This is a genomic window from Burkholderia sp. Z1, from assembly GCF_014893795.1.
Classification (GTDB): Bacteria; Pseudomonadota; Gammaproteobacteria; order Burkholderiales; family Burkholderiaceae; genus Burkholderia; species Burkholderia theae.
On the sequence record NZ_JACFYL010000002.1, the window covers coordinates 588,450 to 615,068 of the forward strand.

A 26,619-nucleotide genomic window follows, 5' to 3' on the forward strand; every position below is an offset into this window, starting at 1 on the left:
CGCGCTTCAGCCCAGGCAGCGCTCGACCGCCGCGCGAAACGCATCGGGCCGCTCGGCCGGCAGCAGGTGCCCGCAGCGTTCGATCGTGTCGCAGCCGGCGCAGCGCGCGAGCGCCCAGTCCGGCACGTGCCAGCCCGCGCGCGAGCGTTCGCCGGCGACCAGCCAGACCGGGTGGCGCTCGAACACCTGCGCGAGCGCCTGCAGGTAGCCCGGAACGCCCGTCGTCGCGACGACCGAGCGGCCCATCGCGCGCAGCGTCGATGCCGGTTGATGCGCGAGCCAGCGGTGTGCGTCGTCGAGCAAACGCGGCGACGGTTCGTCGATCGCGCCGCGCAGCCACGCGAGCGGATCGGCGCGCACGCCGTCGAGCATCGCGTCGGCTTCGGCGGGCGTCATGCGGCCGACCGACGCCGACCAGAATGCGTCGTCGAGCGTGAAGTTGCCTTCGACGTTGACGATCCGCCGCACGCGTTCGGGGTGCGCATGCGCGAACAGCATCGCGATCGCGCCGCCGACCGAGTGGCCGACGACATCGACCGGCTGCGCGCCGAAGTGCGCGTCGATGGCGTGCCGGACATGCTCGACCTGCGCGGCGAGCGTGATCGCATCGAACGGCGCCGCGCGATGCGCGCCATAACCGAGCAGGTCGGGGGCGAGATACGGGCCGTGCCATCCGTGCACGTCGAACGTGCCGATGAAGCCGTGAATGAAGACGACGGGAGCGGGTTGGGTCATGCGGCGGGCTCGGAAGGAAGGGGCGGCAAGTCGAGTTCGGCGAGCAGTTCGTCGAGTTCGAGCACGTGCGTGCGGTCGTGGTCGAGCAGTTCGCGCACGAGTTCGTCGAGCGACATGCGGCGGATGCTGTCGCGCAGCCCGCAACGCTCGAGCTGCGGCGGCTGCAACGTGGCGGCCGTCGCGCACAGTGCGGCACGCCCCGTGCGGAAGGCCGTAACCGCGCGGTCCAGCGGCTGCGCGAGATAGTCGCGTTGCGCCGCGAGCGCGGTGCCGTCGACCGATGCGATCACGGGCAGGTCAGTCGCGCGCACGACATCGATGCGTTCGGCGAACACCGCGTCGAGATCGCGCAGGTGGCACGCATGTTCGACAAGCGAGAAGCCGGTGCCGGCCGGGCGGCGCGTCCACAGCGCGGCCGGCACGTGTGCCGCATACGCGGCGAGGCGGCCCGGCATGCGCGCGAGCGCGACGACGACGTCGGCGAATGGCAACCGTTGCGGATACGGGCTGAACACCGCGCCATAACTGAACAGCGTGCCGCCGAGCCGCCCGCGTGCCTGCACGACCTCATGACTGTGGCGGCGCATGACTTCCGCGACCATCGCGCCGCAGAATTGGCGGGCTGTCGTGTCGGCCTCGATTTCGGGGAATTTGCGCGCGATCTCGTGCTGGATCGCGCCGATCGCGGCGACGCCCACGCGCGACAGCGCCGCGAACTCGAGATAACGCTCGGGTTGCGCGATCAGCGCTTCGAGCTGGGCGCCGAGCGCGGTGGTGCGGAAACGGTCGAAACGGGAATGCATGACGAACAGGCCCTGCCGAGTAACGTATCAAAACGATACGTTACTCGGCAGGGCTGCGTCAACCAGGCGTGGCGACCCGCCTGACCGCCTGCCGGCGCGGCTTCAGCCGGCGAGCGCCGTGAGCAGCTGGTTCCGCACGATCGCGGTGGCCAGCGGCTGACGGCCGAATTCGTACCACCCGATGTGACGCCGCCACGTCGCACCGGGAATCGGCTTTACGAACAGCAGCGGATCGTCGCTCCACGCGGCATGCCGCAGGCGCGGCACGATCGTGACGCCGATGTTCTGCCGCACGAGATCGGCGATCGCGGCGATCGAGTTCATTTCGAGCACCGGATTCACTTCGACGTGCAGGCGGCGCAGCAGGCTCGTGACGTGACGCCCGGTCGGCGAGGCGGCTTCGAAGCCGATGAACGGAAAGCGCTTGAGCAGCGACGCCACCGACGCATCGGCGGGCGCGATCGCCGGGTTGGCCAGCAGCACGAGCGGCTCGTCGTACAGGTACTCCCACGATTCGGGCAGCGTGGTCGTGCGCGGCTCGCCGATCAGCACCGCCGCATCGATCTCGCCGGCCCGCACCTGGCGTTCCAGTTCCGGGCTGCCGCCGTGCGTCAGCCGCACGTTCAGGCCCGGATACTGCACCTTCAGCCGAATCACGTTGGCCGCGAGAAAACCCATCGACGACACCGTCGCGCCGATCGTGATCGAGCCTTCGATGCTGTGCTGCCCGCTGACGCCGCGCACCAGCGAGTCGTACGCGGCGACCACCGAGCGCGCCTGCTCGAGGATCGAACGGCCGGCGTCGTTCAGTTGCACGCTCCGCCCGCTGCGGTCGAACAGTTGCCGCTGGCACACGCGTTCCAGCGTGCGCATCTGCGCGCCGACCGCCGCGTGCGTGAGCGCCATGCGGTCGGCCGCGGCGGCCATGGTGCCGTGTTTCTCGATGGCCAGAAACGTCCGCAGCATTCGAATCTCGCTCATCCCCTTCTCCTGAAAACAGCCCGGCAACGTGCGCACGCGGTGCGTCCCGCCGGTATGGCGATGCGCCGGATGATCGCACGATACTAAAAAAAATCTTTCGTTTGTGGAAATAAAATAACGCTTTTTATTTTGTTTATCGCGCCCGAGAATCGTTTCGTCCGATCCAGCGCAAGGAGTTTTCCGATGTCGTCCATCCAGCCCTTTCCCTTCGTCAGCGTGTCCGGCAAGCCGTACGAGCGCGGCGTGCAGTACGGCCGCGCCGCGGCGGCGCGCGTGCGCCTGAGCGCATCGCGCTACGGGCAGACGCTGCGCAATCTCGGCTACGGCGAGGCGGCGCAGGCGGCGTTCATCCGCTCGCTCGAACAGGCGATCGGCGCGTTCCAGCCGGCCTATCTCGACGAGATGCGCGGCATCGCCGCCGGGGCCGACGTGGCGTTCGACGACATCGTGCTCGTCAATGCGCGCACCGAAGTGCTTGCGAAGGCGCGCGCGGAACACGCGTTGCCGGCCGATGCGAACGCCGAGGACGAGGACGGCTGCACCGGTGTGCTCGTGCTCCCGTCGCGCTCGGCGACGGGCAAGCTGATCCACGCGCAGAACTGGGACTGGAAAGCCGACTGCATCGACACAGGGATCGTGCTGCGCGTGCACAACGACGACGGCCCCGACTTCCTGACGTTCGTCGAGGCGGGCGGGCTCGCGCGCAGCGGGCTGAACGCGAGCGGCGTGTCGATCACCGCGAACTACCTCGAATCGGATCGCGATTTCATGCATGCCGGCGTGCCGCTGTCGCTGCTGCGCCGGCGCGTGCTGGAGGAGCCGGTGTTCGCGAATGCGTTGCGCGTGATCGCGACGACGCCGAAGTCGTGCTCGAACAACATCATGCTTGGCATGGCCGACGGCTTCGGCATCGATTTCGAATGCGCGCCGGACGAGGCGTTCCCGATCTATCCGGGCGACGACGACCTGATCGTCCACGCGAACCACTGGGTCAGCCCGATCGCGCGCACCAAGCTGCGCGACACGGGCTGCGAGAACTCGCCCGACAGCTATTACCGCGACTGGCGCGTGCGCCGGCTGCTCGACGCACTGCCGAAGATCGATCGCGGCGCGGTCAAGGCGGCGCTGTTTGACGACTTCGGCGCGCCGTACTCGGTGTGCCGGCCGCCGCGCCCGGGCACGCGCCACACGCTGTCGGCGACGGTCGCGATGATCGTCATGCAGCCGGGCGACGGAGAGATGGACGTCGCGCCGATGCCTGCGCTCAACCGCGTGTTCACGCGTTATAGCCTGACGCGCGAGCCGCTGCGCGAAGCCGCCTGAACGCAGCCGCCACGCCCGCGCGATACACAACAATCCCCCAGGAGCGAGACAGATGTTCGATACCACCACGACGCCGGCCGGTCCCGGTGAAGCCAGGGCGGAGGCGCTGTACGACCTCGGCTCGACGACCGTCTACGCGAGCCGGCACGATCCGCGTTTTCCGTACGTGCTGTACGTGCCCGACGAAATCCGCGTGCCGGGCAACGACGTCGAGCTGGTCGTCGTGATGCATGGCACGGGGCGGCAGTTCACGCAGTACCGCGATGCGTTCGCGCCGTTCGGACGCTGGAACCGCTGTGTCGTGCTGTGTCCGCTGTTTCCGGTCGGCGTGTGCGGCGACGGCGATCGCAACGGCTTCAAGCGTCTCGCCGAAGGCGACATCCGCTACGACCGCGTGCTGCTCGACATGGTGAGCGAAGTCGGCGAGCGTTACGGCAAGCGGTTCGACCGGTTCGCGCTGTCCGGTTATTCGGGCGGCGGGCAGTTCGCGCATCGTTTCGCGTATGTGCATCCGGAGCGGCTGTGGGCCGTGTCGATCGGCGCGCCGGGCAACGTCACGCTGCTCGACCCGCACAAGGCGTGGTGGCTCGGCATCGGCGGCTTCGAGCGGCAGTTCGGCAAGCCGTTCGACGCGGCGGCGCTGGGGCAGGTGCCTGTTCAGATGGTGGTCGGCCACGCCGACCTCGAGACGTGGGAAATCACGGTGCGCGAGGACAGCGCGATGTACGTGCCAGGCATCAACGATGCGGGCGCGACGCGGCCCGAGCGGCTGCGTGCGCTCGCGGCATCGTTCGACGCGGCCGGCGTGCGCGTGCGCTTCGACGAACTGCCCAACGTCGCGCACAACGGCATGCAGACCGTCGAGACGGTGCAGGACTTCTTTGTGCAGGCGCTGCGCGCGATGCGCGCCGGGGGCTAGATCCATGGAAATCGGCTACGACGCAAGGCAAGCCCGCAAGGTCATCGTGTCGACCGTGATCGGCGGCACGTTCGAGTGGTTCGATTTCATGGTGTACGGCTACTTCTCCAGCCTGATCGCGCGGACGTTCTTTTCCGGCGTCGGGCGCGGCGAATCGATGCTGCTGACGTTCGCGACGTTTGCCGTCGGGTTCCTCGTCAGACCGGTCGGCGGCGTCGTGATGGGGATGTACGCGGATCGCGCGGGGCGCATGAAGGCGCTGTCGTGGATCATGGTCGCGATGTCGGTGGGGTCGCTGCTGCTCGGCCTCACGCCGGGTTTCGCGACCTGGGGAATCGCCGCGCCGGCGCTCGTCGTGGTCGGCCGGCTCGTGCAGGGGTTCGCGGTCGGCGCGCAGTTCGCGCTGTCGTCGGTGTCGATCTACGAGGTCGCGCCGCCGGGCAAGAAGATGTTCTACGGCAGCTTCAACATGCTGTCGCTCGGGCTCGCGGCGATGTTTTCGTCGGGCGGCAGCTACCTGCTGTCGCGGTACCTGTCGCATGCCGCGATGGCCGAGTGGGGCTGGCGCGTGCCGTTCCTGGTCGGCGCGCTGGTCGGTCCGCTCGGCTTCTACATCCGGCATCACGTCGACGAATCGGCGGCGTTCCAGCGGATGCGCGCGCGGCCGGCCGCTCGCGCGCCGGCCGGTGCGCGGGCACGGGCGTTCATCCGGGAGAACGGCGATGCGCTCGTCTGCGCGATCGGCGTGATGATCGCCGGCACGTCGCTGAACTACGTATGGAATGCGTACCTGCCGAACTACGCGCAATCGCAGCTCCATCTGCCGCTCAGCTCGTCGCTGCAGGCCGTGTTCGTCACGAGCATCATGTCGTGCGTGCTGTCGCCGGTGTTCGGCAAGCTGGCCGACCGGGTCGGGCCGTACCGGCTGTTCTGCGGTTTCATCGCGGGCTGGCTCGTGTGCGTGTTCCCGCTGTTCTGGTATCTGCTCGATGCGCCGACGGCGAGCCGGCTGATGATCGTGCACTTGATCGGCATGCTGTTCCTGACGCTGCAGGGCGCCGCGCATCCGGGGATGCTCGTGCAGATCTTCACGGTCGAGGGGCGCTCGACCGGCGTGGCGATCGCGTACAACTCGTCGGTGACGCTGTTCGGCGGGCTCGCGCCGTTCTACATCTCGGTGGTCGCGCATCTGACCGATGCACGGTTCATCCCGCCGAGCTACCTGTTCGGCACGAGCGTGCTGGCGATCGCGCTGGTGCTCGCCACGCGCACCGGGCGGCGCTCGATACGGAACGACGGCTCGGCGCGCGGGCGGGACAGCGATTTCACGGGTGCTGCGCAGGCCGTTTCCGTTTCCGCGTCCGAGCAGACACAGGCGCGGCCGTGATGTCACCGGGCGCGCGCGGGCTTCGCTCGCGCCCGCCGGTCAGGATTTCTGCCGCGCGTCGATTTCCGTGCGCATGCGCGCTTCCTGCTCGCGCAGTTCGTCCGTCAATGCGGCGCCGAAATCCTCGGCCTCGAACAGCGGGCGGATTTCAATGTCGGAGTCCACCGGCATCGGATTCGGGCAGCGCTTCACCCATTCGATGGCTTCTTCCATCGATTTCACCTGCCACAGCCAGTAGCCCGCGACGAGCTCCTTCGTTTCGGCGAACGGGCCGTCGATGACGGTGCGGTTCTTGCCGGAAAAGTGCACGCGCTTGCCGCGGCTGCTCGGGTGCAGCCCGTCGGCGGCGAGCAGGATGCCGGCTTTCACCAGTTCTTCGTTGAAGCGGCCCATCTCGGCCATGATCCGGGTGTCGGGCATCTGGCCGGACTCGGAATCGGCGGTGGCCTTGACGATTACCATGACGCGCATTGTCGTATCTCCTTGAATGGGGGGAGGGTTCGTTGGCCGACAGGTCAACGTGGCTTACGACACTACGACGGACGACGATCGGGCAAATCGACGGCGGACACGAAAAAGATTTCGTACGGTGGTGCGGCAACGGCGGTGCGTTGCCGGCGGTCGATCGAAATGCGGTGTTGCGGGCGGGCCGCCGCGCCGCGCGGCCCGGTTCAAGCGTTCGGTCAGTTCCCGGCCGGCGGGGCCTGGTGGCCGTCGCCGAGCTGCGCGCGCAGTTTCGCTTCCTGCTCCTGCAGCTCGGGTGTGAATTCCGCGCCGAAATCCTCGGGCGAGAACACTTGCCGGATCTCGATCTCCGATTCGCCGAGCATCGGGTTCGGGCAGCGCTTCACCCATTCGACGGCTTCGTCCATCGAGCTCACCTGCCACAGCCAGAACCCGGCGATGAGTTCCTTGGTTTCGGCGAACGGGCCGTCGGTCACGGACCGGTCCTTGCCGGCGAAGCGTACGCGCTTGCCGCGGGCGCTCGGGTGCAGCCCTTCGCCGGCGAGCATCACGCCCGCTTTCACGAGCGCTTCGTTGTACTGGCCCATCGCGGCCAGCAGTTCGGTGTCGGGCATCTTGCCGGCTTCGGAATCGGCGGTCGCCTTGACGATGACCATCACGCGCATGATTGTTTCTCCTGGGTTGGGAAAGTGGGAGGGGGCGTCGGCCTTGCGGGAAAGCCGACTCGTTCTTGCGATGGTACGACGGGCGGCGCGCGGCGAAATCGACATCGGCACGAAAAAACGCCGTTGCGCGGGCGGCGGGCGCGCTGGCCGACCCCTTCTCCAAAACTGGTATGCTGATCCTCACCACGTTTACGCGGAGGGTGCCATGGCTGCTAAAGAAGTCTCGAAGAAGAAATACCTGAAAATCCTGAACAAACGCTTGCGTGCCGAACCGGCGGCCCCGGACGGCGCGTCGTTCGTGTTTTTCCCGCTGGGCGCGAAGGCGAAGCATGCGACGGGCATCGTGTCCGGCGATGCGCGCAGCAAGCGCGAACTGGCGGTGATGGCCGCAGTCCAGCGCAAGGCGGCCGAAGAGTTCGTCGTCTCCGGCGCCTGACCACGATCCGTCATACCAGGCTGGTGTCGCCGCCTGCGTGACCTACGCGGCGGCGGCTTCGCAATGCCCGATCGCACCGGCCAGCACGCGCGGGATGTCGTGCGTGATGGCCGGGCCGTGCATCGGCAGGATGATGTCGAGATCGAGCGCCTGGATGCGGCGCAGCGCGCTCGCCATGTGCGCGAGCGACGGCAGGTAGTCCGAGCGGGTGATCGAGTCGATGATCGCCGGCAGCGGGTCGTCGGTGGCGTCGTCGCCGAAGCGCATCAGGATGTCCGACGACAGCAGCGCCTTCCCGGCCTGCAAGACCCCCTCCGATCCGCGGCTCAGGACACCTTGTCCGCCGCTGCCGCCGCATACCGGCCGTTGCCGCCGGTTTCGTCGCCCGCCGCCAGTTGTTCCAGCGCGAGGCCCTTCGTCTCGATCCCGAGCGTCCACACGGCGATCGCGGCCGCGATGAACGACAGCGCGCCGAGCGTGAACACGCCGCCCTGGCCGAACACGGGCAGCACGACGCCGACCACGTAAGGCCCGATCAGCGACCCGACACGCCCGATCGCCGACGCAAAGCCCGAGCCGGTCGCACGCGCGCCGGTGCCGTACAGCTCGGGCGTGTACGTGTACAGCGCGGCCCACATCCCGAACAGGAAGAACTGCATCGCGAGGCCGGTGCCGATCAGCAGCGTCATGCTGCCGCCGTACAGCGCGCTCTGGCCGTACGCGTACGCCATCGCGCCGCCGCCGATCAGCGACGCGATGCAGGTCGGCTTGCGCCCCCAGCGTTCGACGAGCCACGCGGCGCACAGGAAGCCCGGCACGCCGCCGAGCGAGATCAGCACCGTGTAGAACACCGATTTCGTGACTTCGAAGCCGGCCTGCTGCAGCAGCGCGCCGAGCCACGACGTGAGGCCGTAGAAGCCGAGCAGCGCGAAGAACCACAGCAGCCACACCATCACGGTGCGGCGGCGGTACACGCCGCTCCAGATCTCGCGCAGCGCGCCGCGGCCGCGTGCGGCCACCGGTTCGGCGAGCCGCGACGGCGGCGGCAGCGTCGTGACGCCGGCCGAGCGCATCACCTTCGCCTCGATCACGTGCATCACCGTGTCGGCTTCCGCGTGCCGGCCCGCATGTTCGAGCCAGCGCGGCGATTCGGGCACGATGCGGCGCACGACGAGCACGAACACCGCGGGAATCGCGAGCAGCGCGAACACCGTGCGCCAGCCGAACTGCGGCAGCACGAAGTACGCGACGATGCCGGCCGTGATGAAGCCGAGCGGCCAGAAGCCGTCCATCAGCGCGATCAGGCGGCCGCGTTTCTCGGTCGGCACGAATTCGGACAGCAGCGTCTGCGCGACCGGGAATTCCATGCCCATCCCGATCCCGAGCAGCACGCGGTAGACGATCAGCGCGTCGACGCTCTGCGCGGTCGAACACAGGTACGACGCGGCGCCCCACAGCACCATGCTCCACTGGAACACGGGCCGGCGGCCGAAGCGGTCGGCAAGCAGGCCGGCGACGGCCGCGCCGAGCACCATCCCGAAGAAGCTTGCGCTCGCAACGAGGCCGGCGGCCGCGGTCGACAGCCCGAACTCCTTGCGGATCGAGCCGAGCACGAACGTCATCGTGCCGAGGTCGACCGAATCGAAGAAGAACGCGATCGCGATGATGAAGAAGATCCGCTTGTGATAACCGGAGAACGGCAGGCGTTCGAGCCGGGCGGCGGCGGAAGCGGGAGCGGTGGCGGCGGGCATGGCGTCCTCTGAAATGAAAAGGGGCCTTGCAGCGCATGCTCCAGGGCCCCGATGCTTCGGTATTCAGTAGACGCGACCACAAAATGCCGCATCAGAGGAAAAGCGCCGCCTGCTTGCCCAAATGCGTCATCGGCGGCGGCGCGTGCCGCGTCAATTCTTCAGCTTGTATCCGGTGCGGAACATCCATGCGACGATCGCGAGCAGGATCACGAGGAACAGCCCGGTGGCCGCGAGGCTGATCCACACGTGCACGTCCGCGATCCCGTAGAACGACCAGCGGAAGCCGCTGATCAGGTAGACGATCGGGTTGAACAGCGTGATGATGCGCCACGCGGGCGGCAGCATGTCGACCGAATAGAAGCTGCCGCCGAGGAACGTGAGCGGCGTGATGATCAGGAGCGGCACGAGCTGCAGCTTCTCGAAGCTGTCGGCCCAGATGCCGATCACGAAGCCGAACAGGCTGAACGTGATCGCCGTCAGCACGAGGAACAGCACCATCCAGAACGGGTGCAGGATGTGCAGCGGCACGAACAGGCCGGCCGTGGCGAGGATGATGACGCCGAGCAGCAGCGACTTCGACGCGGCCGCGCCGACGTACGCGATCACGATCTCCCAGTACGACACGGGCGCGGACAGGATCTCGTAGATCGTGCCCGTGAAGCGCGGGAAGTAGATGCCGAACGACGCGTTCGAGATGCTTTGCGACAGCAACGACAGCATCACGAGGCCTGGCACGATGAACGACCCGTAGCCGATGCCGTTCACGTCGCTGATGCGCGAGCCGATCGCGGAGCCGAACACGACGAAATACAGCGACGTCGAGATCACCGGCGCGATGATGCTCTGCATCAGCGTGCGGCGCGTGCGGGCCATTTCTGCGCGATAGATCGCGCGGATGCCTTGCAGGTTCATGGGCGTCAGGCTCCTTGTACGCCGTTGCGGCGGTTGTCGATCAGGCTGACGAAAATATCCTCGAGCGAGCTCTGCGTCGTGTGCAGGTCGCGGAAGCCGATGCCGGCCGAGCCGAGCGCGTTGATCAGTTTCGCGATGCTCGCGTCGTCGCGCTGCGAGTCGTACGTGTAGACGAGCGCGGTGCCGTCGTCCGCGCGTTCGAGCCCGAACGGCGCGAGCGTGGGCGGCACGTCCTCGAGCGGATGCTCGAGCTGCACGGTCAGCTGCTTCTTGCCGAGCTTGCGCATCAGCTCGCGCTTTTCCTCGACGAGCACGAGCTCGCCGCCGAGGATGATGCCGATGCGGTCGGCCATCTCCTCGGCTTCCTCGATGTAGTGCGTGGTCAGCAGGATCGTCACGCCGCTTTCGCGCAGCGAATCGACGAGCTTCCACATATCGCGGCGCAGCTCGACGTCGACGCCGGCCGTCGGTTCGTCGAGGAACAGGATGCGCGGCTCGTGCGACAGCGCCTTCGCGATCATCACGCGGCGCTTCATGCCGCCCGACAGCGTCATCAGCTTGTTGTCGCGCTTGTCCCACAGCGACAGCGCCTTCAGCGTCTTCTCGATATGCGCGGGATCGGGCGCCTTGCCGAACAGGCCGCGGCTGAACGACACGGTCGCCCAGACGGTTTCGAACGCGTCGGTCGTCAGCTCCTGCGGCACGAGGCCGATCATTTCGCGGGCCGCGCGGTATTGATCGCGGATGTCGTGGCCGCCGACCGTCACGCGGCCCGCGGTCGGCGTGACGATGCCGCAGATCGAGCCGATCAGCGTCGTCTTGCCGGCGCCGTTCGGCCCGAGCAGCGCGAAGATCTCGCCGGGGCGGATGTCGAGGGTCACGTGCTTCAGCGCCTGGAAGCCGGACGCGTAAGTCTTGGAGAGGTCGGAGACGGAAAGGATCGGTTGCATGCTCACGGATGGCACGGCCGGCCGGCGCGACGGCGTGCGCCGCGCGTGCCCGGCGTCGCCGCCGCTGCGAAGCGGCCGGGACCGGGGACGGCATGGCGGACGGGCGTCATGTCGAACGGCGCTGTGATGCGGGATCGCGGGACCGCCATATTAGCAATCGGTAGATGGAAATGCATTCTGATGGAAAGGCCGCGCAGGATCGGCGCCGGATTTGCGTGAAATGCACGTGCATCGTTCAATAAAGCGCCTGTTTATTTGAAGTGAGCGAACAATGCGTGCCGTTTTCCGTGAATCGGGCGGCGAGCGCGATCCGGCGCGGCAGCGCGGCGGCCGGCCGACTGTGCCGCCCGAACAGCGCCGCGCCGTACCGGGACGGCGTGTGCCGCGCTCGCGATAATGCGTTCCTTTCACGGTTCACGACTCACGGAGCGGCGCGCATGTCATTGGTCGATTTCAAATCCGTTGCGGCCGCGCAGGCCGTCGCATGGAAATCCACGATCGTCGGCGAAGTCGGGCCGGCCAGGATCAAGGTGTTGCGGATGGACGCGCAGCCTTACGAAGCGGAAGTGCACGACTACAACGAGGGGCTGCTGGTGCTCGACGGCAAGCTGATGCTCGAAGTCGACGCGGAAACGGTCGTGGTCGAGGCCGGGCAGATGTATCTCGCGCTCGCCGGCACGCGCCATGCGGTGCTGCCCGGCAGCCATGGCACGCTCGCGATCATCGACGTGTAAGGTTGCGCCGCAGCATGCATGCGGGCCGTCGCGGGCCGGCCCGCTTGGCTGGGCGCGGGTTGGCCGCCTTCGTTCAAACGCGTGTTATACCGCTCCGGTATTTGTCTGAGCAAATAAAATGAAGGCTGTTTGAAAATGTGTCAAATACCGTGTAAACGCTAGGGTCGAGCGACTTGCATCGTTTGGAACTCGGCATCCATTTACTTGTTTGAATGGTCCGCTCATAGTTTCGACAAACGACGCATCACGATAACCAATCAAGCGTACGTACGGAGACCCATTCATGAAGCGCGTATCCGCGGGGCCAATCGGACTGCCGTTTCCCAGTTTTTCGCTGAATGCAGGCGCGACGCAGGTCGCCTGCCTGCGTTATCGCATCGCCGTGTAGCGGCGAACCACTTTCCGTTTCGATTGTTCCGACGGCGCCGTGCCGGATGACGGCGCCGCGGGAGAGCGCTTGTCTGCCGCCGCGGTCTTCATCGCATTTGCGTGAGCCGCGGAGCGGTTGCCTTGCGCGCACCATCATGCGCCGCGTGTTCGTGCGGCGGCGCGATACCAACCGGCGGGCCATGCAGCCCGGCCGGACGAGACTTGTCGTACCTGAAAAGGAGGGGTTGATGCTTTGCATTCCTGAATGGCGGAAGGCGATCCTGTCGTGCGCCGTGCTGGCGCTGCCGTTCGTCGCCGGTTGCGGCGGCGGCGACGATCCGGGGCCGATCAACGTGCCGCAGTGCTCGGGCAGCGCATGCGGGCCGAGCGGCGCCGAAACGACGCCGCCCGTGGTGACGAAGCTGTGTCCGGACGCGCTCGATTACACGACCACCTATACGGGCGGCGCCGGCAGCGGCGAATACGTGAAGGTGAAGTTCGACACGACGAAGCTCACCTATCAGATGCAGTTCATCGAATCGTCGGTGCCGACGTCGGCAGGACAGGTCAACAACACGCGTGCGGGCCTGACGATCAGCGGCGCATTCCATCATCCGGCCAATCTCCCGACCGCCGAGCAGAATCGCTGCGCGTTCGTGCTCGACAGTGGCGCGACGAGCGATGGCGCGTATGCGGTGACGATCAACCGTGCGGATCCGCCGATGCTGTTCGTCGGCAATGGTGTGGTGGGCGGCGGGATTCCCGGGGCGACGATCGCGTTCGCCGGGATCGAACCGTTCCCCGGCTTCTTGTTGGGTGTCGTGCCGTCGCGCACGTTCGATTTTTATCCGTTCATCGGCTTTACCCAAACCGAAACTGATTTCACGAAGGTCGCGGGCAACTACAACGAAGTGGGTATCCACCTGTCGCCCGTCGGCGGCAGCGCCCAGAGCAGTGCCGGGGCGGTCGGCTGGGAGCCGGATGTGGTCAACTGGAACCAGACGTTCAATGCGGACGGTTCGTGCACGATCACCCCGAATAGCGACTACTCGTGCCAGACCACCGGGTCGCCGTGGGCATTGCGCAAGAACGCCGACGGATCGGCCGACAACGTGTTCGTGAGCAACGCGGTGGCGAACCAGTTCGGTGCGGTCTCGTATCCGGTGGCGGGTCAGGCGCCGGGACTCGTGATCGCGACGCCGAGCCAGGCGAAGGGGATCATGATTGTCGGCAAGCTGAACGGTGTGCGGGTGCCGGTCGTGATTCGAGTCGGTTACACGCATGTCGATTCGAGCAATGCGCTGGCGTCGGTCGCCGATGCCGAAGTGGGGATCTCGATGCTCTCGTCGACCACCGCCATCGCGGCAAACTCGCTGAAGGGCGGCTTCATCGGCGCAACGAGCGCGTCCGCATGCGGTGTCGTGGCGCCCAGCACCGCGACGTTCGCGGTCGCGAATTCGGGCCCGAGCTTCAACAACAACGTGCCGCACCCGGATCTGCCCGGCAGTTTCAACGGCACCTTCTTCCTGGCGCAGGCGGGCAGCTGCAACGACGGCACCGCGGTATCGACGATGGCCGCGAACTATACGTCCACGCTGTTCCAGGGCAGCACCGCGGCGTTCATCGACCCGCAGACGTCGTCGGTGACCTCGCAGTTCGCGCTGGACTACACGCAGGCCACGCCCGGCAAGATTAAGGTCACGGCCACGCAGGACTTCAACGCGAAGGGTGCAAGCGGCAACGTCGCGATCTTCAAGAAGGGCGACACCGGCTGGATCGTGACGGCCGGCAACGTCTACGCGATGGTCGTCAACAACAGCCAGGTCAACCCGTTCTTCACGGTCGGCGCGTTCGTCCAGTAACCCAGCGTACTGAACACGTAACACCGGCGGCGCATGCGTCGCCGCCGGCGAATCGAATTTCAAGAGGATTCCTATGAATTTGAAACATTGGATGGCCGCGGCCTCGCTCGCGCCGGTGCTGGCTGCGTGCGGCGGCGACGGCGACCCGCCGCCCGCGCCGGTGGTGCGACTGTGCCCGCAGACGATCGACTACAACACGGTGTTCATTGGCGGGTCGGGGTCGGGCGAGCTCGTGAAAGTGCAGCTCGACACGACGAAGATGACGTACCGGATGACCTATCTCGCATCGCCGGTGCCGACCACCACGGGCACCGTGCAGCCGACCCGCGATACGGCGCCTGCGAACGTGGTCGACGGCACGCTGGCCGACGAAACGGGGCTGCCGACCGTGAAGCTGAACCAGTGCACGTTCCGGATGCAGAACGCGAGCCTCGACCCGAGCCGGCCCGCGCGGTTGTTCCTCGGCGAAGGCGTGCTGGGCGGCGCGATTCCCGGCGCGAGTATCCAGTTCAACGGCGTGATCGGCGTCGGCAAGATTCCGCAGACGACGTTCCCGTACTACCCGTTCATCAGTTTCTCGTCGCTGGAAACCGATCTCACGAAGATCGCCGGGACCTACAACCAGCTCGGCTATCACCAGGTGCCGTCGCAGAGCTTCCAGCCGGTGGCGCTCGATCAGAAGGTGACGATCAACGCGGACGGCAGCTACGTCGAGACCGACAACTTCGGCAAGAAGAACGGCGGGCAGCCGCTCGCGTCGAGTGCGACCGTGAACCAGCCGTTCACGCTGCGCCCCGATGCGCCGGCGTTCCAGTCGCTCAACTACCAGCCGCAGATTCCGCCGACGCTGGCCGCGGTCGATCCGGCGAAGGCCGGCAAGGGGATCCTGATCGTCGGCAAGCTGCGCAACCAGCTCGTGCCGATCTTCATCCGCACCGGCGCGGCGAACGCGGACCTCACGCAGGGCCCGCCGAGCGCGGACGACGAATCGGGCATCTCGTTCCTGAGCCCGCAGACGGCGATCGCGCTGGGCTCGCAGAACGGCGAGTACACGGGTGTCGACAGCGCGTTCAACTACCGCGCGACCGCGCTCATCGGTGCGCAGGCGACGCTGCTCGATCCGTTCAACGCGTCGCAGGCCGCACTCACGCGCGCACTGAACCTCGACTACACGCAGAAAGTGCCGGGCGTCGTGACGACCGTGCACGCGGATGCGGCGTCGGGCCCGGCAACCGGCAAGTTCGTGTTCACCGGCGGCGTGTTCGGGTTCCTCGACATGGCCGATACGAGCAATCCGTACTTCACGGTCGGCGCGTTCGTGCAGTGACCACACCCGGACGGAGACACGGCGGCGTCGCGCGCGGATGCGCGGCGCCCGGACAGAATGAGGGGGAGACTTGATGAAGAAGCTGATTGTCGCGGGTGTCGTCGCAGGCATGTCGACGCTCGCATCGGCCCAGCAGGCGGGCGACAACGTCGCGACGCTCGGGTGGTTGCACATCATGCCGCAGGATTCGACCAACGGTCTGACGACGAATCTCGCGAGCATGCCGATCAACGGACCGCTGCGCCTGCCGGGGTCGTTCACGTCGCCGGGCACGAGCCTGACGGTCAACAACGCCGATACGGTCGGCCTCACGCTCACGCACTTCTTCACCGATCACATCGCGGTGACGTCGGTGCTCGGCGTGCCGCCCGAGTTCACGCTGACCGGCCACGGCACGATCAAGCCGCCCGGCCCGGCCGGCGCGCTCGGCAGCGTCAACATGGACGATCCGGCGAACCAGCCGGCTGTGAAGAACGCGCGGCAGTGGAGTCCGACGATCATTCTGCAGTACTACTTCAACTCGTCGACGGCACGGTTCCGGCCGTTCGTCGGGATCGGCGTGGCCTACAGCTGGTTCAGCAACATCGAACTGAACGGCAACTTCGCGAAGGACATCAACCAGAACCTCGGCAGCGTGCTCGCGGCCGGCGCCGGCAAGCCGGGGCCGACGTCGGTGGAGGGTAAGGCGTCGTCGTCGTTCACGCCGGTCTACAACGTCGGCGCGAGCTATGCGATCGACAAGCATTGGGGGCTCACCGCGACGCTGACGTACATGCCGCTGAAGACCTACTCGTCGCTCGTGATCAAGGCGGCGGACGGTTCGACGCTCGCGACCACGCGCACGCGGCTGAAGGCCGATCCGCTGATCACGTTCGTCGGGATTTCCTACAAGTTCTGAACCGACCGGCGCGCATGACGCGCGCCGGCGGTTTCCTGCGACCGGCTGGCCGGATTCGTCCGGCAGGAAGGTTGCGTTCCTGGCGGCGTGCCGCCATTTGTGAAGAGAGGGGGCAGTTCAAATGAGCATTCGCAAAATCGTGTCGCTTGTTGCTGCAGTGGCTTTCACCGCGGTTTCGGCCGCGCCTGCTTTCGCCGTCACCGTTTCGCGCGCCGATGGCCAGCCGATGAATCCGAACGGCGAGCCGTTTTCCGTGTCGGGGCTCACGAGCCTCAGCAAGGGCTCGATCAGCGCGACCTGCACGGCGACGTTCAACGGGACGATCACGTCGACCGGTATCGTCAACATCACGTCGACGACGTTCTCGGGCGGCGGCACCTGCGGCCTGATCAGCGGCACGGCGAGCAGCACGTCGCCGTGGACGGGCCAGGCAGACAGCACGACGCAGCTGTCGATCAACAACGTGCAGGTGAACGTCGCGCTGCTCGGCGCGTGCGGCCCGAGCAAGGTGGTCACGGCGTGGAACGATCCGAACTCGTCGCTGACGTTCAATAACTCCGTCCTGACGCCGAATTGCTCGGTGTCCGGCACGGTCACGACGTCGCCGAAGTTCCACGTGCAGTAAGCGTCGCGGAACGAAGCGGGAGCCCGTCGCGCGCGAGGGCCGTGCGGCAAGCGTGGCGGGTTTCCGTTACCTCGATCCATTCATATCGTCGCGCGTATCGGCGCGATGGCCGGTTGGCCGCACGTGTCGCGATCCGATGCGGGCGGCCTTGCAGGGTCGGCGCGGCATACCGCGCCACCCGATTCGACTGAAACAACAACATTCCGATTGGCCAGAACTATCCCGGACGACCCATGCTCACCGACCCAGCGAAGTATGGTGATGCCCGCGGCGCGACGCCTGACCGGCTGCGCACGGCCGCGTGGTTGCAGTACCTGATCGAACATCTCGACGCGGCCGCTTGCGCGATGGCGGCGGGCGACGCCGGCGACACGACCGTCGTCGCGTCGCGTGCGATACGCGTGCGGGCAGGCGAGAGCCTGTCTCGCGACGCGACGGCGGCCCTTCAACGGCTGGTACCGTGGATCGCAACGGACAGCGGCGGTTGCGCATGCGACCCGACCGACCTGTCCGGCGCGTGCTCGCATGTGCCTTCCGCGCAGCAGCTCGCCGAAGCCGACCGCTGTTGCCCCGGCTCGCGCGCCGTGTTCGAAGCGGCGCACGGCGTGATCGATGCGTGCGCATTCGACGATCCCGACGTCGGATGGGCTGCGCTCGAACGGATTGCGGGCGGTGTCGAATGCAACGACGCCGATGCCGGCGAACGCGCCGCAGATGAAAAAGACGGGCAGGGCGAGATACCCGTTGCTAAGAACCTGAGAGAAAAGCTGGCCGTCGTCGCGGCGACGCGTGCGGAAACATCGGCCCGGCCCGGCGCCATCATCGACGCGATCGTGCTGCGCGCGTGCGGCCCGCGCGACGACGCATCGCGCATCGACGAGATGGCCGCGCTCGCGATGTTCTCGGCCGAGCTTGCCGCCGGCAACGGGGTTTCCGTTGCCGCGTATGGCGGTCAACACAACCTCGTCGCGCAGGCGATCCGTACGCATCGCGCCGACCTCGCGTCGACGGACGCGCTGCTTGCGGCGCTGTCCGTGTGCAGGCTCGATCGACTCGTCGGCGCGGGCAGCTTCTGGGCGTATTACCTGCTGGCCGGCATCGTGATCGCGGCGCCGGACGCGGTGCGGGACATCGGCCGGCGCTTTCATGGCGACACATGGCGGACATGGCTCGATCACGTGCTTGCGTGGCCGGCGGTCAATCGCTTCGGGCCGACGGAGGATGCCGCGTTCGACCGCCTGCGCAATGCGATGAGCCTGACGTCGCGATGGAATCCGATCGTCCGCGCGAAGCGGATGCGGACGCACGCCGTGGCGGCAGCCCGGCCCGGTGACGACGCGAACAAGGCTGACTGACTCACGGCCTTTGCCGAAACGACACGAAACGACCCGCGCGCGAACACCCCGTTCGCGCCGAAATACAGCGCCCCATTCGCATGCGCGAGTGGGGCGCCAAGCGGCGGCACGCCGCGCTGTCACACCAACCTGACCGATCGCGCGACACCCGCGGATCCGAGCCGCATCGACCGGACGCAGTATGATTCCGCAGACGATGCCGGCGATCGATCGATTCGCAGTACCCGACCGCCCGCACCGCCGAAGGTCCGTCAAGCCAGTTGAAAGCCGGACGCGAACAGCCGTCGCGCGAGATCGCCGCTGCCGAACCCGCGTCCGGACCCCATTCATCGAAACGGTCGGTCAGATGTCAAAGCAACACAAGAAAATCCTTCTCCTGAGCGTCAGCGCCGGCGCCGGTCATACCCGCGCGGCCGAAGCGATCCGCGCATTTGCGGACCACCATCCCGCCGGCATCGAAGCCACGCACCTGGACGTGATGGACTTCGTTTCCACCGGCTTCCGCAAGCTGTACACCGATCTCTACATCAAGCTCGTCAGCAGCCAGCCGGCGCTGTGGGGCTACCTGTACCAGAAGACCGACGAGGTCGATCCCGCCGCGCCGTCGCAGAAGATCCGGCGCGCGATCGAACGGCTCAATTGCCGGCAGTTGCTCGCGGAGATCGAACGGCAGCGCCCCGACGCGATCATCTGCACGCACTTCCTGCCGGCCGAACTGTTGTCGCGCGAGATCCGCAAGGGGCGCGTCGACACGCCGGTGTGGGTGCAGGTCACCGATTTCGACCTGCACAGCATGTGGGTCGTGCCGAACATGCGCGGCTACTTCGCGGCCAACGACGAGATCGCGTGGCGCATGCACGCGCGCGGCATGGCGCCTGAAACGGTGCACGTCAGCGGTATTCCGATCATGCCGGCGTTCGGCCAGCCGCTCGATCGCGCGGCCTGCGCGGCCGAGTTCGGCCTCGATCCCGCGCGTCCGACGTTCCTGATGATGTCGGGCGGCGCCGGCCTCGGTGGGCTCGACGTGCTGGCGACGCGGCTGCTGGAGATGGACGCCGATTTCCAGCTGATCGCGCTGGCCGGCAAGAACCAGGCGATGCTGGCGTCGCTGCAGGCGCTCGCCGCGCGGCATCCCGGCCGGCTCTTTCCGCAGGGCTTCACGCAACAGGTCGAACGCCTGATGGCCTGCGCCGACCTCGTCATCACGAAGCCGGGTGGCCTGACGACATCCGAATGTCTCGCGATGAAGCTGCCGATGATCGTCAATTCGCCGATTCCGGGCCAGGAAGAGCGCAACGCCGATTTCCTGCTCGAACAGGGCGTGGCGCTCAAGGCCATCGACGACGATGCGCTCGTCTACCGGATCCGCGCGCTGCTGCAGACGCCGGAGCGCCTGGCCGACATGCGCCGCCGTCTGGCTCCGCTCGGGCGGCCGCTGGCCGGACGCTTCGTGCTCGACCGTGTACTGGGCCTGGAGCCTGCCGCATGAGCGTCGCGCGTTTTGTGCCGACGCGTCATACGCTGTTCGTCGTCGCATGGGTCATGTTGCTCGCGTTCTTTTTCGCGAACGTCGAGATCCAGATCGAGGGCAGCGCGGGCTGGGCCGCCAACCTGCCGACCTGGCGCATCGAGCATCACTGGCTGCTCGACCTCTTCTGGGGCGGGCGTCCGATGACCGGATACCACGCGTGGGTGTTCCCGTTCGTCGCACTCTTCTTTCACCTGCCGCCCATCTTCAACGCGCGGTGGTCGTGGCGCATCGAAGCCCGCATCATCGCGTGCATCATGGTGTTCTGGCTGACCGAGGATTTTCTGTGGTTCGTGCTGAATCCGGCCTATGGTCTGGCCCGCTTCAACCCGGCCAACGTGCCGTGGCATATCCACTGGCTGGGCGTCGCGCCGACCGACTACTGGACCATGAGCGCCGCCGCGATCGTGCTGTTCATCCTGTCGCGCGAGCGCAGCAAGCGCGCATTTTATTGAACGCTGAACCGACATGAAAATCGCCTTCATTGCCGCGCTCGCCGTCACGCTCGCCGCGCTCGGGCAGCCGGCCCATGCGGATCCGGCTTCCGGCGTTGCGGCCCGACCGATCGCGGCCCGACCGATCCAATGGGCGCAAAGCATTGCCGATGCGCGCGTGAACAACCTGCATCGGATCACGCCGACGCTGTACCGCAGCGCGCAGCTGTCGCGGGCGGACGTGCCGGAATTGCAGAAGCTTGGCATCCGCAAGGTCATCAGCTTCCGCTCGTTTCACGCGGACGACAGCATCCTGGCCGGTACGCAGATCAAGATGCAGCGCATCCGGATCAACACGTGGGACATCCGCGACGAAGACATGGTCACCGCGCTGAAGGCACTGCGAACCGCCGACCAGGACGGCCCGGTGCTGATTCACTGCCAGCACGGCGCCGATCGCACGGGCCTCGTCTCCGCGCTGTACCGGATGGTGTACCAGGGCTGGACGCGCGAGCAGGCGCTCGACGAGTTGCAACACGGTGGCTACGGGTTCCATCCGATCTGGCAGAACATCACGAATTACCTGGAGCACGTCGACGTCGAGCGTTTGCGGCGAGAGGTCAACAGCGGTTGAGCCGGGGATAAAAAAACGCCGCTGACGGGAATCGTCAGCGGCGTTTTCGTTGGGTGCGCGGGCAGTGCGCCCGCCATCGTCAAACCGTCTCCGGCTGCCGCACGGCCTTCGCGACATTGCGCGCCAGCGCGCCGTTCGCGACGAAGTACGGTACGTCGACACGCGCGAGCGCTTGGCGACCACGGATCTTGTCGGCGATCTTCTCGGCGATCATGATCGTCGGCGCGTTCAGGTTGCCGGTCGTGATGATCGGCATGATCGACGCATCGACGACACGCAGCCCTTCCAGCCCGTGCACGCGACCCTCTTCGTCGACCACCGCCATGTCGTCGTAACCCATCTTGCACGAACACGACGGATGGAACGCGGTCTCCGCGCGGGCCCGCACGAACGCGTCGAGCTCCTTGTCGGTCTTGCAGTCGGCGCCCGGGTTCAGCTCGCGGCCGCGATAGCGGTCGAGCGCGGGCTGCCGCATGATCTCGCGCGTCGCACGGATCGCATCGCGGAACTCGCGCCAGTCGAGCGCTTCGGCCATGTAGTTGAACAGGATGCTCGGATGCTGGTTCGGATCGCGCGAGCGCAGCTTCACGCGGCCGCGGCTCGGCGAGCGCATCGAGCCGACGTGCGCCTGGAAGCCGTGCATCTCGATCGCGTTCGAGCCGTTGTAGTTGATGGCAACCGGCAGGAAGTGATACTGGATGTTCGGCCACAGATCGTCGTCGCGCGTGCGGATGAAACCGCCCGCCTCGAAGTGGTTGCTCGCACCGAGGCCCGTGCCGTTCAGCATCCATTCGAGGCCGATCTTCGGCTGGTTCCACCACTTGAGCGCCGGGTACAGCGATACGGGCTCCTTGCACTCGTACTGGATGTACATCTCCAGGTGGTCCTGCAGGTTCTGGCCGACACCGGGCAGGTCGAGCACGACGGGAATGTCGAATTCCTTCAGCCACGCGCCGGGGCCGACGCCCGAGCGCTGCAGCAGTTGCGGCGACGCGATCGCGCCGCTGCACACGAGCACCTCGCGGCGCGCATGCGCGGTCGCGCGTTCGCTGCCGCGCAGGTACGTGACGCCCGATGCGCGCTTGCCGTCGAACAGGATGCGGTCGGCGAGCGCGTGCGTGACGATCTCGAGGTTCGGCCGTGCACGCGCCTGGTCGAGATAGCCGCGCGCGGTACTGGCACGGCGGCCCTTCGGCGTGACGGTGCGGTCCATCGGACCGAAGCCTTCCTGCTGATAACCGTTCAGGTCGTCGGTGCGCGGGTAACCGGCCTGCACGCCCGCGTCGACCATCGCTTCGAACAGCGGGTTCACGCCCGGCTTGCTGGTCGTGACCGACACGGGGCCGTTGCCGCCGTGGTAGTCGTTCGGGCCGACGTCGCGCGTCTCGGCTTTCCTGAAGTACGGCAGGCAGTCGAGATACGTCCAGTTCTCGAGGCCCTTGTGCGTCGACCAGTTGTCGTAGTCGAGCGCGTTGCCGCGGATGTAGCACATCCCGTTGATCAGCGACGAGCCGCCGAGCCCCTTGCCGCGGCCGCATTCCATCCGGCGGTTGTCCATGTGCGGTTCGGGGTCGGTCTCGTACGCCCAGTTGTAGCGGCGGCCCTGCAGCGGATAGGCCAGCGCCGCCGGCATTTGCGTGCGGAAGTCGAAGCGGTAGTCGGGGCCGCCCGCTTCGAGCAGCAGCACCGTGACGTCCGGATCTTCCGTCAGGCGCGTTGCGAGCACGTTGCCCGCGGAACCGGCGCCGCAGATGATGTAGTCGTATTCGCGTGTCGTCATGACGGGTTCTCCTCCTTGAAGACTCAAAACACCGGGTTGTAGCGGCCGAGCTCGACCTGCACCGACTTGATCCGAGTGTAGTGCTCGAGCGTCGTGATGCCGTTCTCGCGTCCGACACCGGATTGCTTGTATCCGCCAACCGGCATCTCGGCCGGCGATTCGCCCCACGTGTTGATCCAGCAAATGCCCGCTTCGAGACGATGGATCGTGCGGTGCGCGCGCGACAGGTTCTCGGTCACGACGCCGGCCGCGAGCCCGTAGTGCGTGTCGTTCGCGCGGGCGATCACTTCGTCCTCCGATTCGAAATCGAGGATGCTCATCACTGGCCCGAAGATTTCCTCGCGCACGATCTTCATGTCGTCGCGGCAGTCGCCGAACACGGTCGGCGCGACGTACTGGCCGCTGCCGAAGTGACCGTCGGTCAGGCGCGTGCCGCCCGCGAGCAGCTTCGCGCCTTCGGCCTTGCCGCTTTCGATGAAGCCGAGCACCTTGTCGAGCTGCGCGGCCGACACGAGCGGGCCGAAGTTGGTATCGGCATCGGTCGGCTTGCCGACGCGGATGCGCTTCACGCGTTCGAGCACGCGCTGCGTGAACGCGTCCTTGATCGAGCGGTGCACGAACACGCGCGTGCCGTTCGTGCAGACCTGGCCCGAGCTGAAGAAGTTGGCGGTCACCGCGATGTCGGCCGCGCGGTCGAGGTCCGCATCGTCGAACACGATCAGCGGCGACTTGCCGCCGAGTTCCATCGTTACTTCCTTCAGCGACGACGCGCCGGCCAGCGACATCACCTTCTTGCCCGTTTCGACGCCGCCCGTGAACGACACCTTCGCGATGTCCGGGTGGCCGGTGAGCAGCGCGCCGACCGAGCCGTCGCCCTGCACGACGTTGAACACGCCGGCCGGCACGCCGGCTTCCGTATAGATTTCCGCGAGCTTCAGCGCGGTCAGCGGCGTGACTTCGCTCGGCTTGAACACCATCGCGTTGCCGGCCGCGAGCGCGGGCGCCGTCTTCCAGCACGCGATCTGGATCGGGTAGTTCCATGCGCCGATGCCCGCGCACACGCCGAGCGGTTCGCGGCGCGTGTAGACGAACGAATCGGCGCGCAGCGGCACCTGCAGCCCTTCGATCGCGGTCGCGAGGCCCGCGTAGTACTCGATCACGTCCGCGCCGGTGACGATGTCGACCGCGAGCGTCTCGCCGATCGGCTTGCCGGTGTCGCGCGTTTCCAGCGCCGCGAGCTCGTCGTTGCGCTCGCGCAGCAGGTCGACCGCGCGGCGCAGGATGCGCGAGCGCTGCATCGCGGTCATCGCGGCCCATTCGCGCTGGCCTTCCCGGGCGGACGCGACCGCGCGGTCGACGTCGGCCGCGCTCGCCTGCTGCACCTGTGCGAGCAGTTCGCCGGTGGCGGGATCGAAGGTGTCGAAAGTCTTGCCGCTCGTGGCGTCGACGTAACCGCCGCCGATGTAGAGGCGCTGCAAACCGAATACGGACATGAGGATCTCCTAAAGGGCGATTGCGTGCCGCGTCAGTCGGACGCGAGCAGCAGGTCGATGTAATCGTGGGCGAGCTTCAACGCCGCCCGGGTGTCGATCGGGCCGCCGGCTAGCGCGCCGCGCAGCCACAGGCCGTCGATCAGCGCGGCGAGGCCGCTGGCGGCTTCCCGCGCTTTCGTGCGCGGCAAGGCCTTCGCGAATTCGGCGCACAGGTTCGAATGGAGGCGCCGCGTGTTGACGTGCTGCAGGCGCTTGAGCATCGGGTCGTGCATGCTCTGCGACCAGAACGCGAGCCACGTCTTCATCACGGGCGCGCTGACCTGCGTGTCGTCGAAGTTCGCGGCGACGATCGCGCGCAGCCGGGCGCGCGGGTCCTTGCGCGCGGCCACGCGACGGGCCGTGGTGGCCGACCACAGGTCGCGCAGCACGTGCCGCATCGTCGCTTCGAGCAGGCCGTCCTTGTCGCCGAAGTAGTGGCTGACGATGCCCGTCGAGATGTTCGCGCGCTGCGCGACCGATGCGAGCGTCGTGCCGGGCAGGCCCGCTTCGTCGATCGAGCGCAGCGTGGCGTCGATCAACTGCGCGCGGCGAATCTCCCGCATTCCGACTTTCGGCATCGCGACTCCCTTCGCCCGGACGGGCCATGCATGGAAGTCGAGAGCTTAGCGGTTTTTTATTGATCGTTCAATCAACAAAAAATCGGGGTCCGACGATCAAGTGGGGCTTGGCGGTGTCGCGGATCGGCCGCGTGCGGCGATGTGCAGGTGCGGAAAAATGAATTGAAAGAATGTTGAATAACGAGAATTATGTTTAAAACGGTTTGTGAAAAGACGATGCAATGCACCGGAAAATTTCCGACCTCGTTTCTATTACGAAACGAAAGAGTGTCGAGGTATGTGATATTCACCGCGATGTGAAATTGTGAATGCGGATGGTGAAGATCGGTGAATTCCAAAAATCCGTTTCAAGCAGGCGATTTAAATGCTGTACATCATTGAATACAAAGAAAATATATGGTTTTTGCATGCCGATGAAGGAGGCTCGCAAACGATTGCCGCCGCCTTCTGGGCGATCCCGCATACCATAGAAAATGATAAAAAAATTTGAATCCGGCCCATTTCCCAACTGAGTAGAGGGGCTCGTTGGAATGACTTGAGTCAGTAATATTGTCCGTATTAGTATGGCGCCGCACTACGAGGAATGAATGGGCGCCGCGGGTATTTGCCGCGGTGCGTCGGTTATGGGCTCGGCGACAGGCCGTGCGCCGGGCCGACGCCAGCCATTGCGCACCTGCAGCATGCCGCGACGTCGAGACGCCGCATCCACCGGAGAACGACGATGCCGACCGAAAAACACGTGGTCCCGCTGCCGAATGGTCTGAAGGTCTACGTCGAACGGAACGTGTTCGACCCGGCCTTCGACACGGCGATGCTCGTCAACGGCGCGCTCGCGACGACCGCGTCGTTCGGGCAGACCGTCCAGTATCTGGGCGAGCGGATGAACACGATCTGCTTCGACCTGCCGTATGCGGGGCAGTCGCGCCAGCACAACCCGGGCTGCTTCATCCTGACGAAGGACGACGAAGCCGCGATCCTCCAGCATCTGGTCGAGCGCTTCGCGCCCGCGTTCCTGGTGTCGGTGTCGTGGGGCGGCGTCGCGTCGCTGTTCGCACTCGCGCGCGGCTGCCCGAGCGTGCGGCGCGCGGCGATCTGCTCGTTCTCGCCGTTCCTGAACGACGCGATGGTCGACTACGTGACGCGCGCCCGCGACCACATCGCGGCCGGCGAGAACCTGAAGGCCGCGCAGTTGCTGAACGACACCGTCGGCCGCTACCTGCCGCGCATCATGAAGCTGTACAACTACCGGTATCTCACGCGCCTGCCGCGCGACGAGCAGGACCAGGTCGCGTTCCACGTCGACCAGATCCTGTCGCTGCAGCCCGAGCGCTACTTCAGCGAGTTCTCGAACATCGGCTGCGAGCTGCTGTTCCTGAACGGCGAGCGCGACGAATACACGACACCGGCCGACGTGCGCCAGCTCGGCGCGCACGTGCAGCGTGCGCGGTTCGCGACGGTGCCGGACGCCGGCCATTTTCTCGACATCGAAGGCCGCGCGCAGCGCGAATACACGCGTAACGCGCTGCTCGATTTCTTCTGCGACGGGGCGCCGGTCGCGGCCGGCATGGCGCTCGCCGCCGCGCAGGCGTGCGTGCCCGCGCCGATGCACGCGCTGTCGTCGTGACGCCGCGCATCG

Annotated in this window: 27 protein-coding genes; 15 read left to right on the forward strand and 12 right to left on the reverse strand. The window is 66.6% G+C overall.

All coding sequences use genetic code 11. The annotated features are described in order from the left end of the window. Positions 1-6: 6 nt before the first annotated feature. From H3H55_RS19695 to H3H55_RS19705, 3 genes are all read right to left on the reverse strand, one after another. Positions 7-735: an alpha/beta fold hydrolase gene (locus H3H55_RS19695; RefSeq protein ID WP_193099857.1), complete on the reverse strand. Its 729-nt coding sequence runs from the start codon at positions 733-735 to the stop codon at positions 7-9. After that, complete coding sequence (locus tag H3H55_RS19700) at positions 732-1,538, reverse strand: DinB family protein (protein ID WP_193099858.1); 807 nt, start codon at positions 1,536-1,538, stop codon at positions 732-734. The genes H3H55_RS19695 and H3H55_RS19700 overlap by 4 nt, the downstream gene beginning before the upstream one ends. A gap of 102 nt (positions 1,539-1,640) precedes the next feature. Next, positions 1,641-2,519, reverse strand: a complete 879-nt coding sequence (locus H3H55_RS19705; RefSeq protein ID WP_048243251.1) for a LysR substrate-binding domain-containing protein — start codon at positions 2,517-2,519, stop codon at positions 1,641-1,643. A gap of 183 nt (positions 2,520-2,702) precedes the next feature. Here H3H55_RS19705 and H3H55_RS19710 point away from each other — a divergent pair, with 183 nt between their 5' ends. From H3H55_RS19710 to H3H55_RS19720, 3 genes are all read left to right on the forward strand, one after another. After that, positions 2,703-3,842, forward strand: coding sequence for a C45 family autoproteolytic acyltransferase/hydolase (locus tag H3H55_RS19710; RefSeq protein WP_193099859.1), 1,140 nt, complete (start codon positions 2,703-2,705; stop codon positions 3,840-3,842). 166 nt (positions 3,843-4,008) lie between these two features. Continuing rightward, positions 4,009-4,761 (forward strand): alpha/beta hydrolase, encoded by a 753-nt coding sequence (locus H3H55_RS19715; RefSeq protein ID WP_193102066.1) that lies wholly within the window; start codon positions 4,009-4,011, stop codon positions 4,759-4,761. 4 nt (positions 4,762-4,765) lie between these two features. Beyond that, the gene (locus tag H3H55_RS19720) at positions 4,766-6,148 is read left to right on the forward strand and encodes an MFS transporter (protein WP_193099860.1); all 1,383 of its coding nucleotides are present in this window, start codon (positions 4,766-4,768) and stop codon (positions 6,146-6,148) included. 39 nt (positions 6,149-6,187) lie between these two features. Here H3H55_RS19720 and H3H55_RS19725 read toward each other — a convergent pair whose 3' ends face one another. Next, complete coding sequence (locus H3H55_RS19725; RefSeq protein WP_193099861.1) at positions 6,188-6,619, reverse strand: YciI family protein; 432 nt, start codon at positions 6,617-6,619, stop codon at positions 6,188-6,190. Positions 6,620-6,831: 212 nt separating this feature from the next. Next, the gene (locus tag H3H55_RS19730; protein WP_048243256.1) at positions 6,832-7,278 is read right to left on the reverse strand and encodes a YciI family protein; all 447 of its coding nucleotides are present in this window, start codon (positions 7,276-7,278) and stop codon (positions 6,832-6,834) included. 205 nt (positions 7,279-7,483) lie between these two features. Between H3H55_RS19730 and H3H55_RS19735 the strand changes: the two genes are divergently transcribed. After that, a complete protein-coding gene (locus H3H55_RS19735) occupies positions 7,484-7,714 on the forward strand; it encodes a hypothetical protein (RefSeq protein ID WP_129517323.1) in 231 nt (76 codons plus the stop codon). Positions 7,715-7,756: 42 nt separating this feature from the next. Here H3H55_RS19735 and H3H55_RS19740 read toward each other — a convergent pair whose 3' ends face one another. The 4 genes from H3H55_RS19740 to H3H55_RS19755 form a co-directional block, all read right to left on the reverse strand. After that, positions 7,757-8,020: a hypothetical protein gene (locus H3H55_RS19740; protein WP_226800310.1), complete on the reverse strand. Its 264-nt coding sequence runs from the start codon at positions 8,018-8,020 to the stop codon at positions 7,757-7,759. 20 nt (positions 8,021-8,040) lie between these two features. Continuing rightward, the gene (locus H3H55_RS19745; protein WP_193099862.1) at positions 8,041-9,465 is read right to left on the reverse strand and encodes an MFS transporter; all 1,425 of its coding nucleotides are present in this window, start codon (positions 9,463-9,465) and stop codon (positions 8,041-8,043) included. 150 nt (positions 9,466-9,615) lie between these two features. Then, the gene (locus H3H55_RS19750; protein ID WP_048243260.1) at positions 9,616-10,377 is read right to left on the reverse strand and encodes an ABC transporter permease; all 762 of its coding nucleotides are present in this window, start codon (positions 10,375-10,377) and stop codon (positions 9,616-9,618) included. Between the two features lie 5 nt (positions 10,378-10,382). After that, positions 10,383-11,327, reverse strand: a complete 945-nt coding sequence (locus tag H3H55_RS19755; protein WP_193102068.1) for an ABC transporter ATP-binding protein — start codon at positions 11,325-11,327, stop codon at positions 10,383-10,385. A gap of 437 nt (positions 11,328-11,764) precedes the next feature. Between H3H55_RS19755 and H3H55_RS19760 the strand changes: the two genes are divergently transcribed. From H3H55_RS19760 to H3H55_RS19800, 9 genes are all read left to right on the forward strand, one after another. Continuing rightward, positions 11,765-12,061: a cupin domain-containing protein gene (locus tag H3H55_RS19760; protein ID WP_193099863.1), complete on the forward strand. Its 297-nt coding sequence runs from the start codon at positions 11,765-11,767 to the stop codon at positions 12,059-12,061. Positions 12,062-12,678: 617 nt separating this feature from the next. After that, on the forward strand, positions 12,679-14,292 hold the full coding sequence (locus tag H3H55_RS19765; protein ID WP_193099864.1) for a DUF2957 domain-containing protein: 1,614 nt from the start codon (positions 12,679-12,681) through the stop codon (positions 14,290-14,292). Positions 14,293-14,365: 73 nt separating this feature from the next. Beyond that, a complete protein-coding gene (locus tag H3H55_RS19770; protein WP_193099865.1) occupies positions 14,366-15,619 on the forward strand; it encodes a DUF2957 domain-containing protein in 1,254 nt (417 codons plus the stop codon). Between the two features lie 73 nt (positions 15,620-15,692). After that, a complete protein-coding gene (locus tag H3H55_RS19775) occupies positions 15,693-16,517 on the forward strand; it encodes an OmpW/AlkL family protein (RefSeq protein ID WP_048243265.1) in 825 nt (274 codons plus the stop codon). Positions 16,518-16,638: 121 nt separating this feature from the next. Then, entirely contained in the window at positions 16,639-17,142 is a 504-nt protein-coding gene (locus tag H3H55_RS19780; RefSeq protein ID WP_129515668.1) for an activator protein, read from the forward strand. A 233-nt stretch (positions 17,143-17,375) separates the two neighbouring features. Further along, complete coding sequence (locus H3H55_RS19785; protein ID WP_193099866.1) at positions 17,376-18,497, forward strand: hypothetical protein; 1,122 nt, start codon at positions 17,376-17,378, stop codon at positions 18,495-18,497. Between the two features lie 346 nt (positions 18,498-18,843). Next, positions 18,844-19,986 (forward strand): MGDG synthase family glycosyltransferase, encoded by a 1,143-nt coding sequence (locus tag H3H55_RS19790; RefSeq protein WP_048243268.1) that lies wholly within the window; start codon positions 18,844-18,846, stop codon positions 19,984-19,986. Further along, positions 19,983-20,480, forward strand: a complete 498-nt coding sequence (locus H3H55_RS19795) for a hypothetical protein (RefSeq protein WP_048243269.1) — start codon at positions 19,983-19,985, stop codon at positions 20,478-20,480. Before H3H55_RS19790 ends, H3H55_RS19795 begins: the two co-directional genes overlap by 4 nt. Positions 20,481-20,493: 13 nt before the next feature. After that, positions 20,494-21,093 (forward strand): dual specificity protein phosphatase family protein, encoded by a 600-nt coding sequence (locus H3H55_RS19800; protein ID WP_193099867.1) that lies wholly within the window; start codon positions 20,494-20,496, stop codon positions 21,091-21,093. A 79-nt stretch (positions 21,094-21,172) separates the two neighbouring features. Here H3H55_RS19800 and betA read toward each other — a convergent pair whose 3' ends face one another. The 3 genes from betA to betI are packed head-to-tail and all read right to left on the reverse strand — an operon-like array spanning position 21,173 to position 24,983. Further along, entirely contained in the window at positions 21,173-22,873 is a 1,701-nt protein-coding gene (betA, locus tag H3H55_RS19805; protein ID WP_193099868.1) for a choline dehydrogenase, read from the reverse strand. 23 nt (positions 22,874-22,896) lie between these two features. After that, a complete protein-coding gene (betB, locus tag H3H55_RS19810; protein ID WP_193099869.1) occupies positions 22,897-24,366 on the reverse strand; it encodes a betaine-aldehyde dehydrogenase in 1,470 nt (489 codons plus the stop codon). Between the two features lie 32 nt (positions 24,367-24,398). Then, a complete protein-coding gene (betI, locus tag H3H55_RS19815) occupies positions 24,399-24,983 on the reverse strand; it encodes a transcriptional regulator BetI (protein WP_048243403.1) in 585 nt (194 codons plus the stop codon). Positions 24,984-25,347: 364 nt separating this feature from the next. Between betI and H3H55_RS37565 the strand changes: the two genes are divergently transcribed. Further along, positions 25,348-25,473, forward strand: coding sequence for a hypothetical protein (locus H3H55_RS37565; RefSeq protein WP_264299675.1), 126 nt, complete (start codon positions 25,348-25,350; stop codon positions 25,471-25,473). 231 nt (positions 25,474-25,704) lie between these two features. After that, entirely contained in the window at positions 25,705-26,607 is a 903-nt protein-coding gene (locus H3H55_RS19820; protein ID WP_193099870.1) for an alpha/beta fold hydrolase, read from the forward strand. Positions 26,608-26,619 lie beyond the last annotated feature (12 nt).

Bases quoted from the DNA above. Each gene is read 5' to 3' on its own strand.
- H3H55_RS19695 (WP_193099857.1), bottom strand. From the start codon at position 735: ATGACCCAACCCGCTCCCGTCGTCTTCATTCACGGCTTCATCGGCACG.
- H3H55_RS19700 (WP_193099858.1), bottom strand. From the start codon at position 1,538: ATGCATTCCCGTTTCGACCGTTTCCGCACCACCGCGCTCGGCGCCCAG.
- H3H55_RS19705 (WP_048243251.1), bottom strand. From the start codon at position 2,519: ATGAGCGAGATTCGAATGCTGCGGACGTTTCTGGCCATCGAGAAACAC.
- H3H55_RS19710 (WP_193099859.1), top strand. From the start codon at position 2,703: ATGTCGTCCATCCAGCCCTTTCCCTTCGTCAGCGTGTCCGGCAAGCCG.
- H3H55_RS19720 (WP_193099860.1), top strand. From the start codon at position 4,766: ATGGAAATCGGCTACGACGCAAGGCAAGCCCGCAAGGTCATCGTGTCG.
- H3H55_RS19725 (WP_193099861.1), bottom strand. From the start codon at position 6,619: ATGCGCGTCATGGTAATCGTCAAGGCCACCGCCGATTCCGAGTCCGGC.
- H3H55_RS19730 (WP_048243256.1), bottom strand. From the start codon at position 7,278: ATGCGCGTGATGGTCATCGTCAAGGCGACCGCCGATTCCGAAGCCGGC.
- H3H55_RS19735 (WP_129517323.1), top strand. From the start codon at position 7,484: ATGGCTGCTAAAGAAGTCTCGAAGAAGAAATACCTGAAAATCCTGAAC.
- H3H55_RS19745 (WP_193099862.1), bottom strand. From the start codon at position 9,465: ATGCCCGCCGCCACCGCTCCCGCTTCCGCCGCCGCCCGGCTCGAACGC.
- H3H55_RS19750 (WP_048243260.1), bottom strand. From the start codon at position 10,377: ATGAACCTGCAAGGCATCCGCGCGATCTATCGCGCAGAAATGGCCCGC.
- H3H55_RS19755 (WP_193102068.1), bottom strand. From the start codon at position 11,327: ATGCAACCGATCCTTTCCGTCTCCGACCTCTCCAAGACTTACGCGTCC.
- H3H55_RS19760 (WP_193099863.1), top strand. From the start codon at position 11,765: ATGTCATTGGTCGATTTCAAATCCGTTGCGGCCGCGCAGGCCGTCGCA.
- H3H55_RS19765 (WP_193099864.1), top strand. From the start codon at position 12,679: ATGCTTTGCATTCCTGAATGGCGGAAGGCGATCCTGTCGTGCGCCGTG.
- H3H55_RS19770 (WP_193099865.1), top strand. From the start codon at position 14,366: ATGAATTTGAAACATTGGATGGCCGCGGCCTCGCTCGCGCCGGTGCTG.
- H3H55_RS19775 (WP_048243265.1), top strand. From the start codon at position 15,693: ATGAAGAAGCTGATTGTCGCGGGTGTCGTCGCAGGCATGTCGACGCTC.
- H3H55_RS19780 (WP_129515668.1), top strand. From the start codon at position 16,639: ATGAGCATTCGCAAAATCGTGTCGCTTGTTGCTGCAGTGGCTTTCACC.
- H3H55_RS19785 (WP_193099866.1), top strand. From the start codon at position 17,376: ATGCTCACCGACCCAGCGAAGTATGGTGATGCCCGCGGCGCGACGCCT.
- H3H55_RS19790 (WP_048243268.1), top strand. From the start codon at position 18,844: ATGTCAAAGCAACACAAGAAAATCCTTCTCCTGAGCGTCAGCGCCGGC.
- H3H55_RS19795 (WP_048243269.1), top strand. From the start codon at position 19,983: ATGAGCGTCGCGCGTTTTGTGCCGACGCGTCATACGCTGTTCGTCGTC.
- H3H55_RS19800 (WP_193099867.1), top strand. From the start codon at position 20,494: ATGAAAATCGCCTTCATTGCCGCGCTCGCCGTCACGCTCGCCGCGCTC.
- betA (WP_193099868.1), bottom strand. From the start codon at position 22,873: ATGACGACACGCGAATACGACTACATCATCTGCGGCGCCGGTTCCGCG.
- betB (WP_193099869.1), bottom strand. From the start codon at position 24,366: ATGTCCGTATTCGGTTTGCAGCGCCTCTACATCGGCGGCGGTTACGTC.
- betI (WP_048243403.1), bottom strand. From the start codon at position 24,983: ATGCCGAAAGTCGGAATGCGGGAGATTCGCCGCGCGCAGTTGATCGAC.
- H3H55_RS37565 (WP_264299675.1), top strand. From the start codon at position 25,348: ATGCTGTACATCATTGAATACAAAGAAAATATATGGTTTTTGCATGCC.
- H3H55_RS19820 (WP_193099870.1), top strand. From the start codon at position 25,705: ATGCCGACCGAAAAACACGTGGTCCCGCTGCCGAATGGTCTGAAGGTC.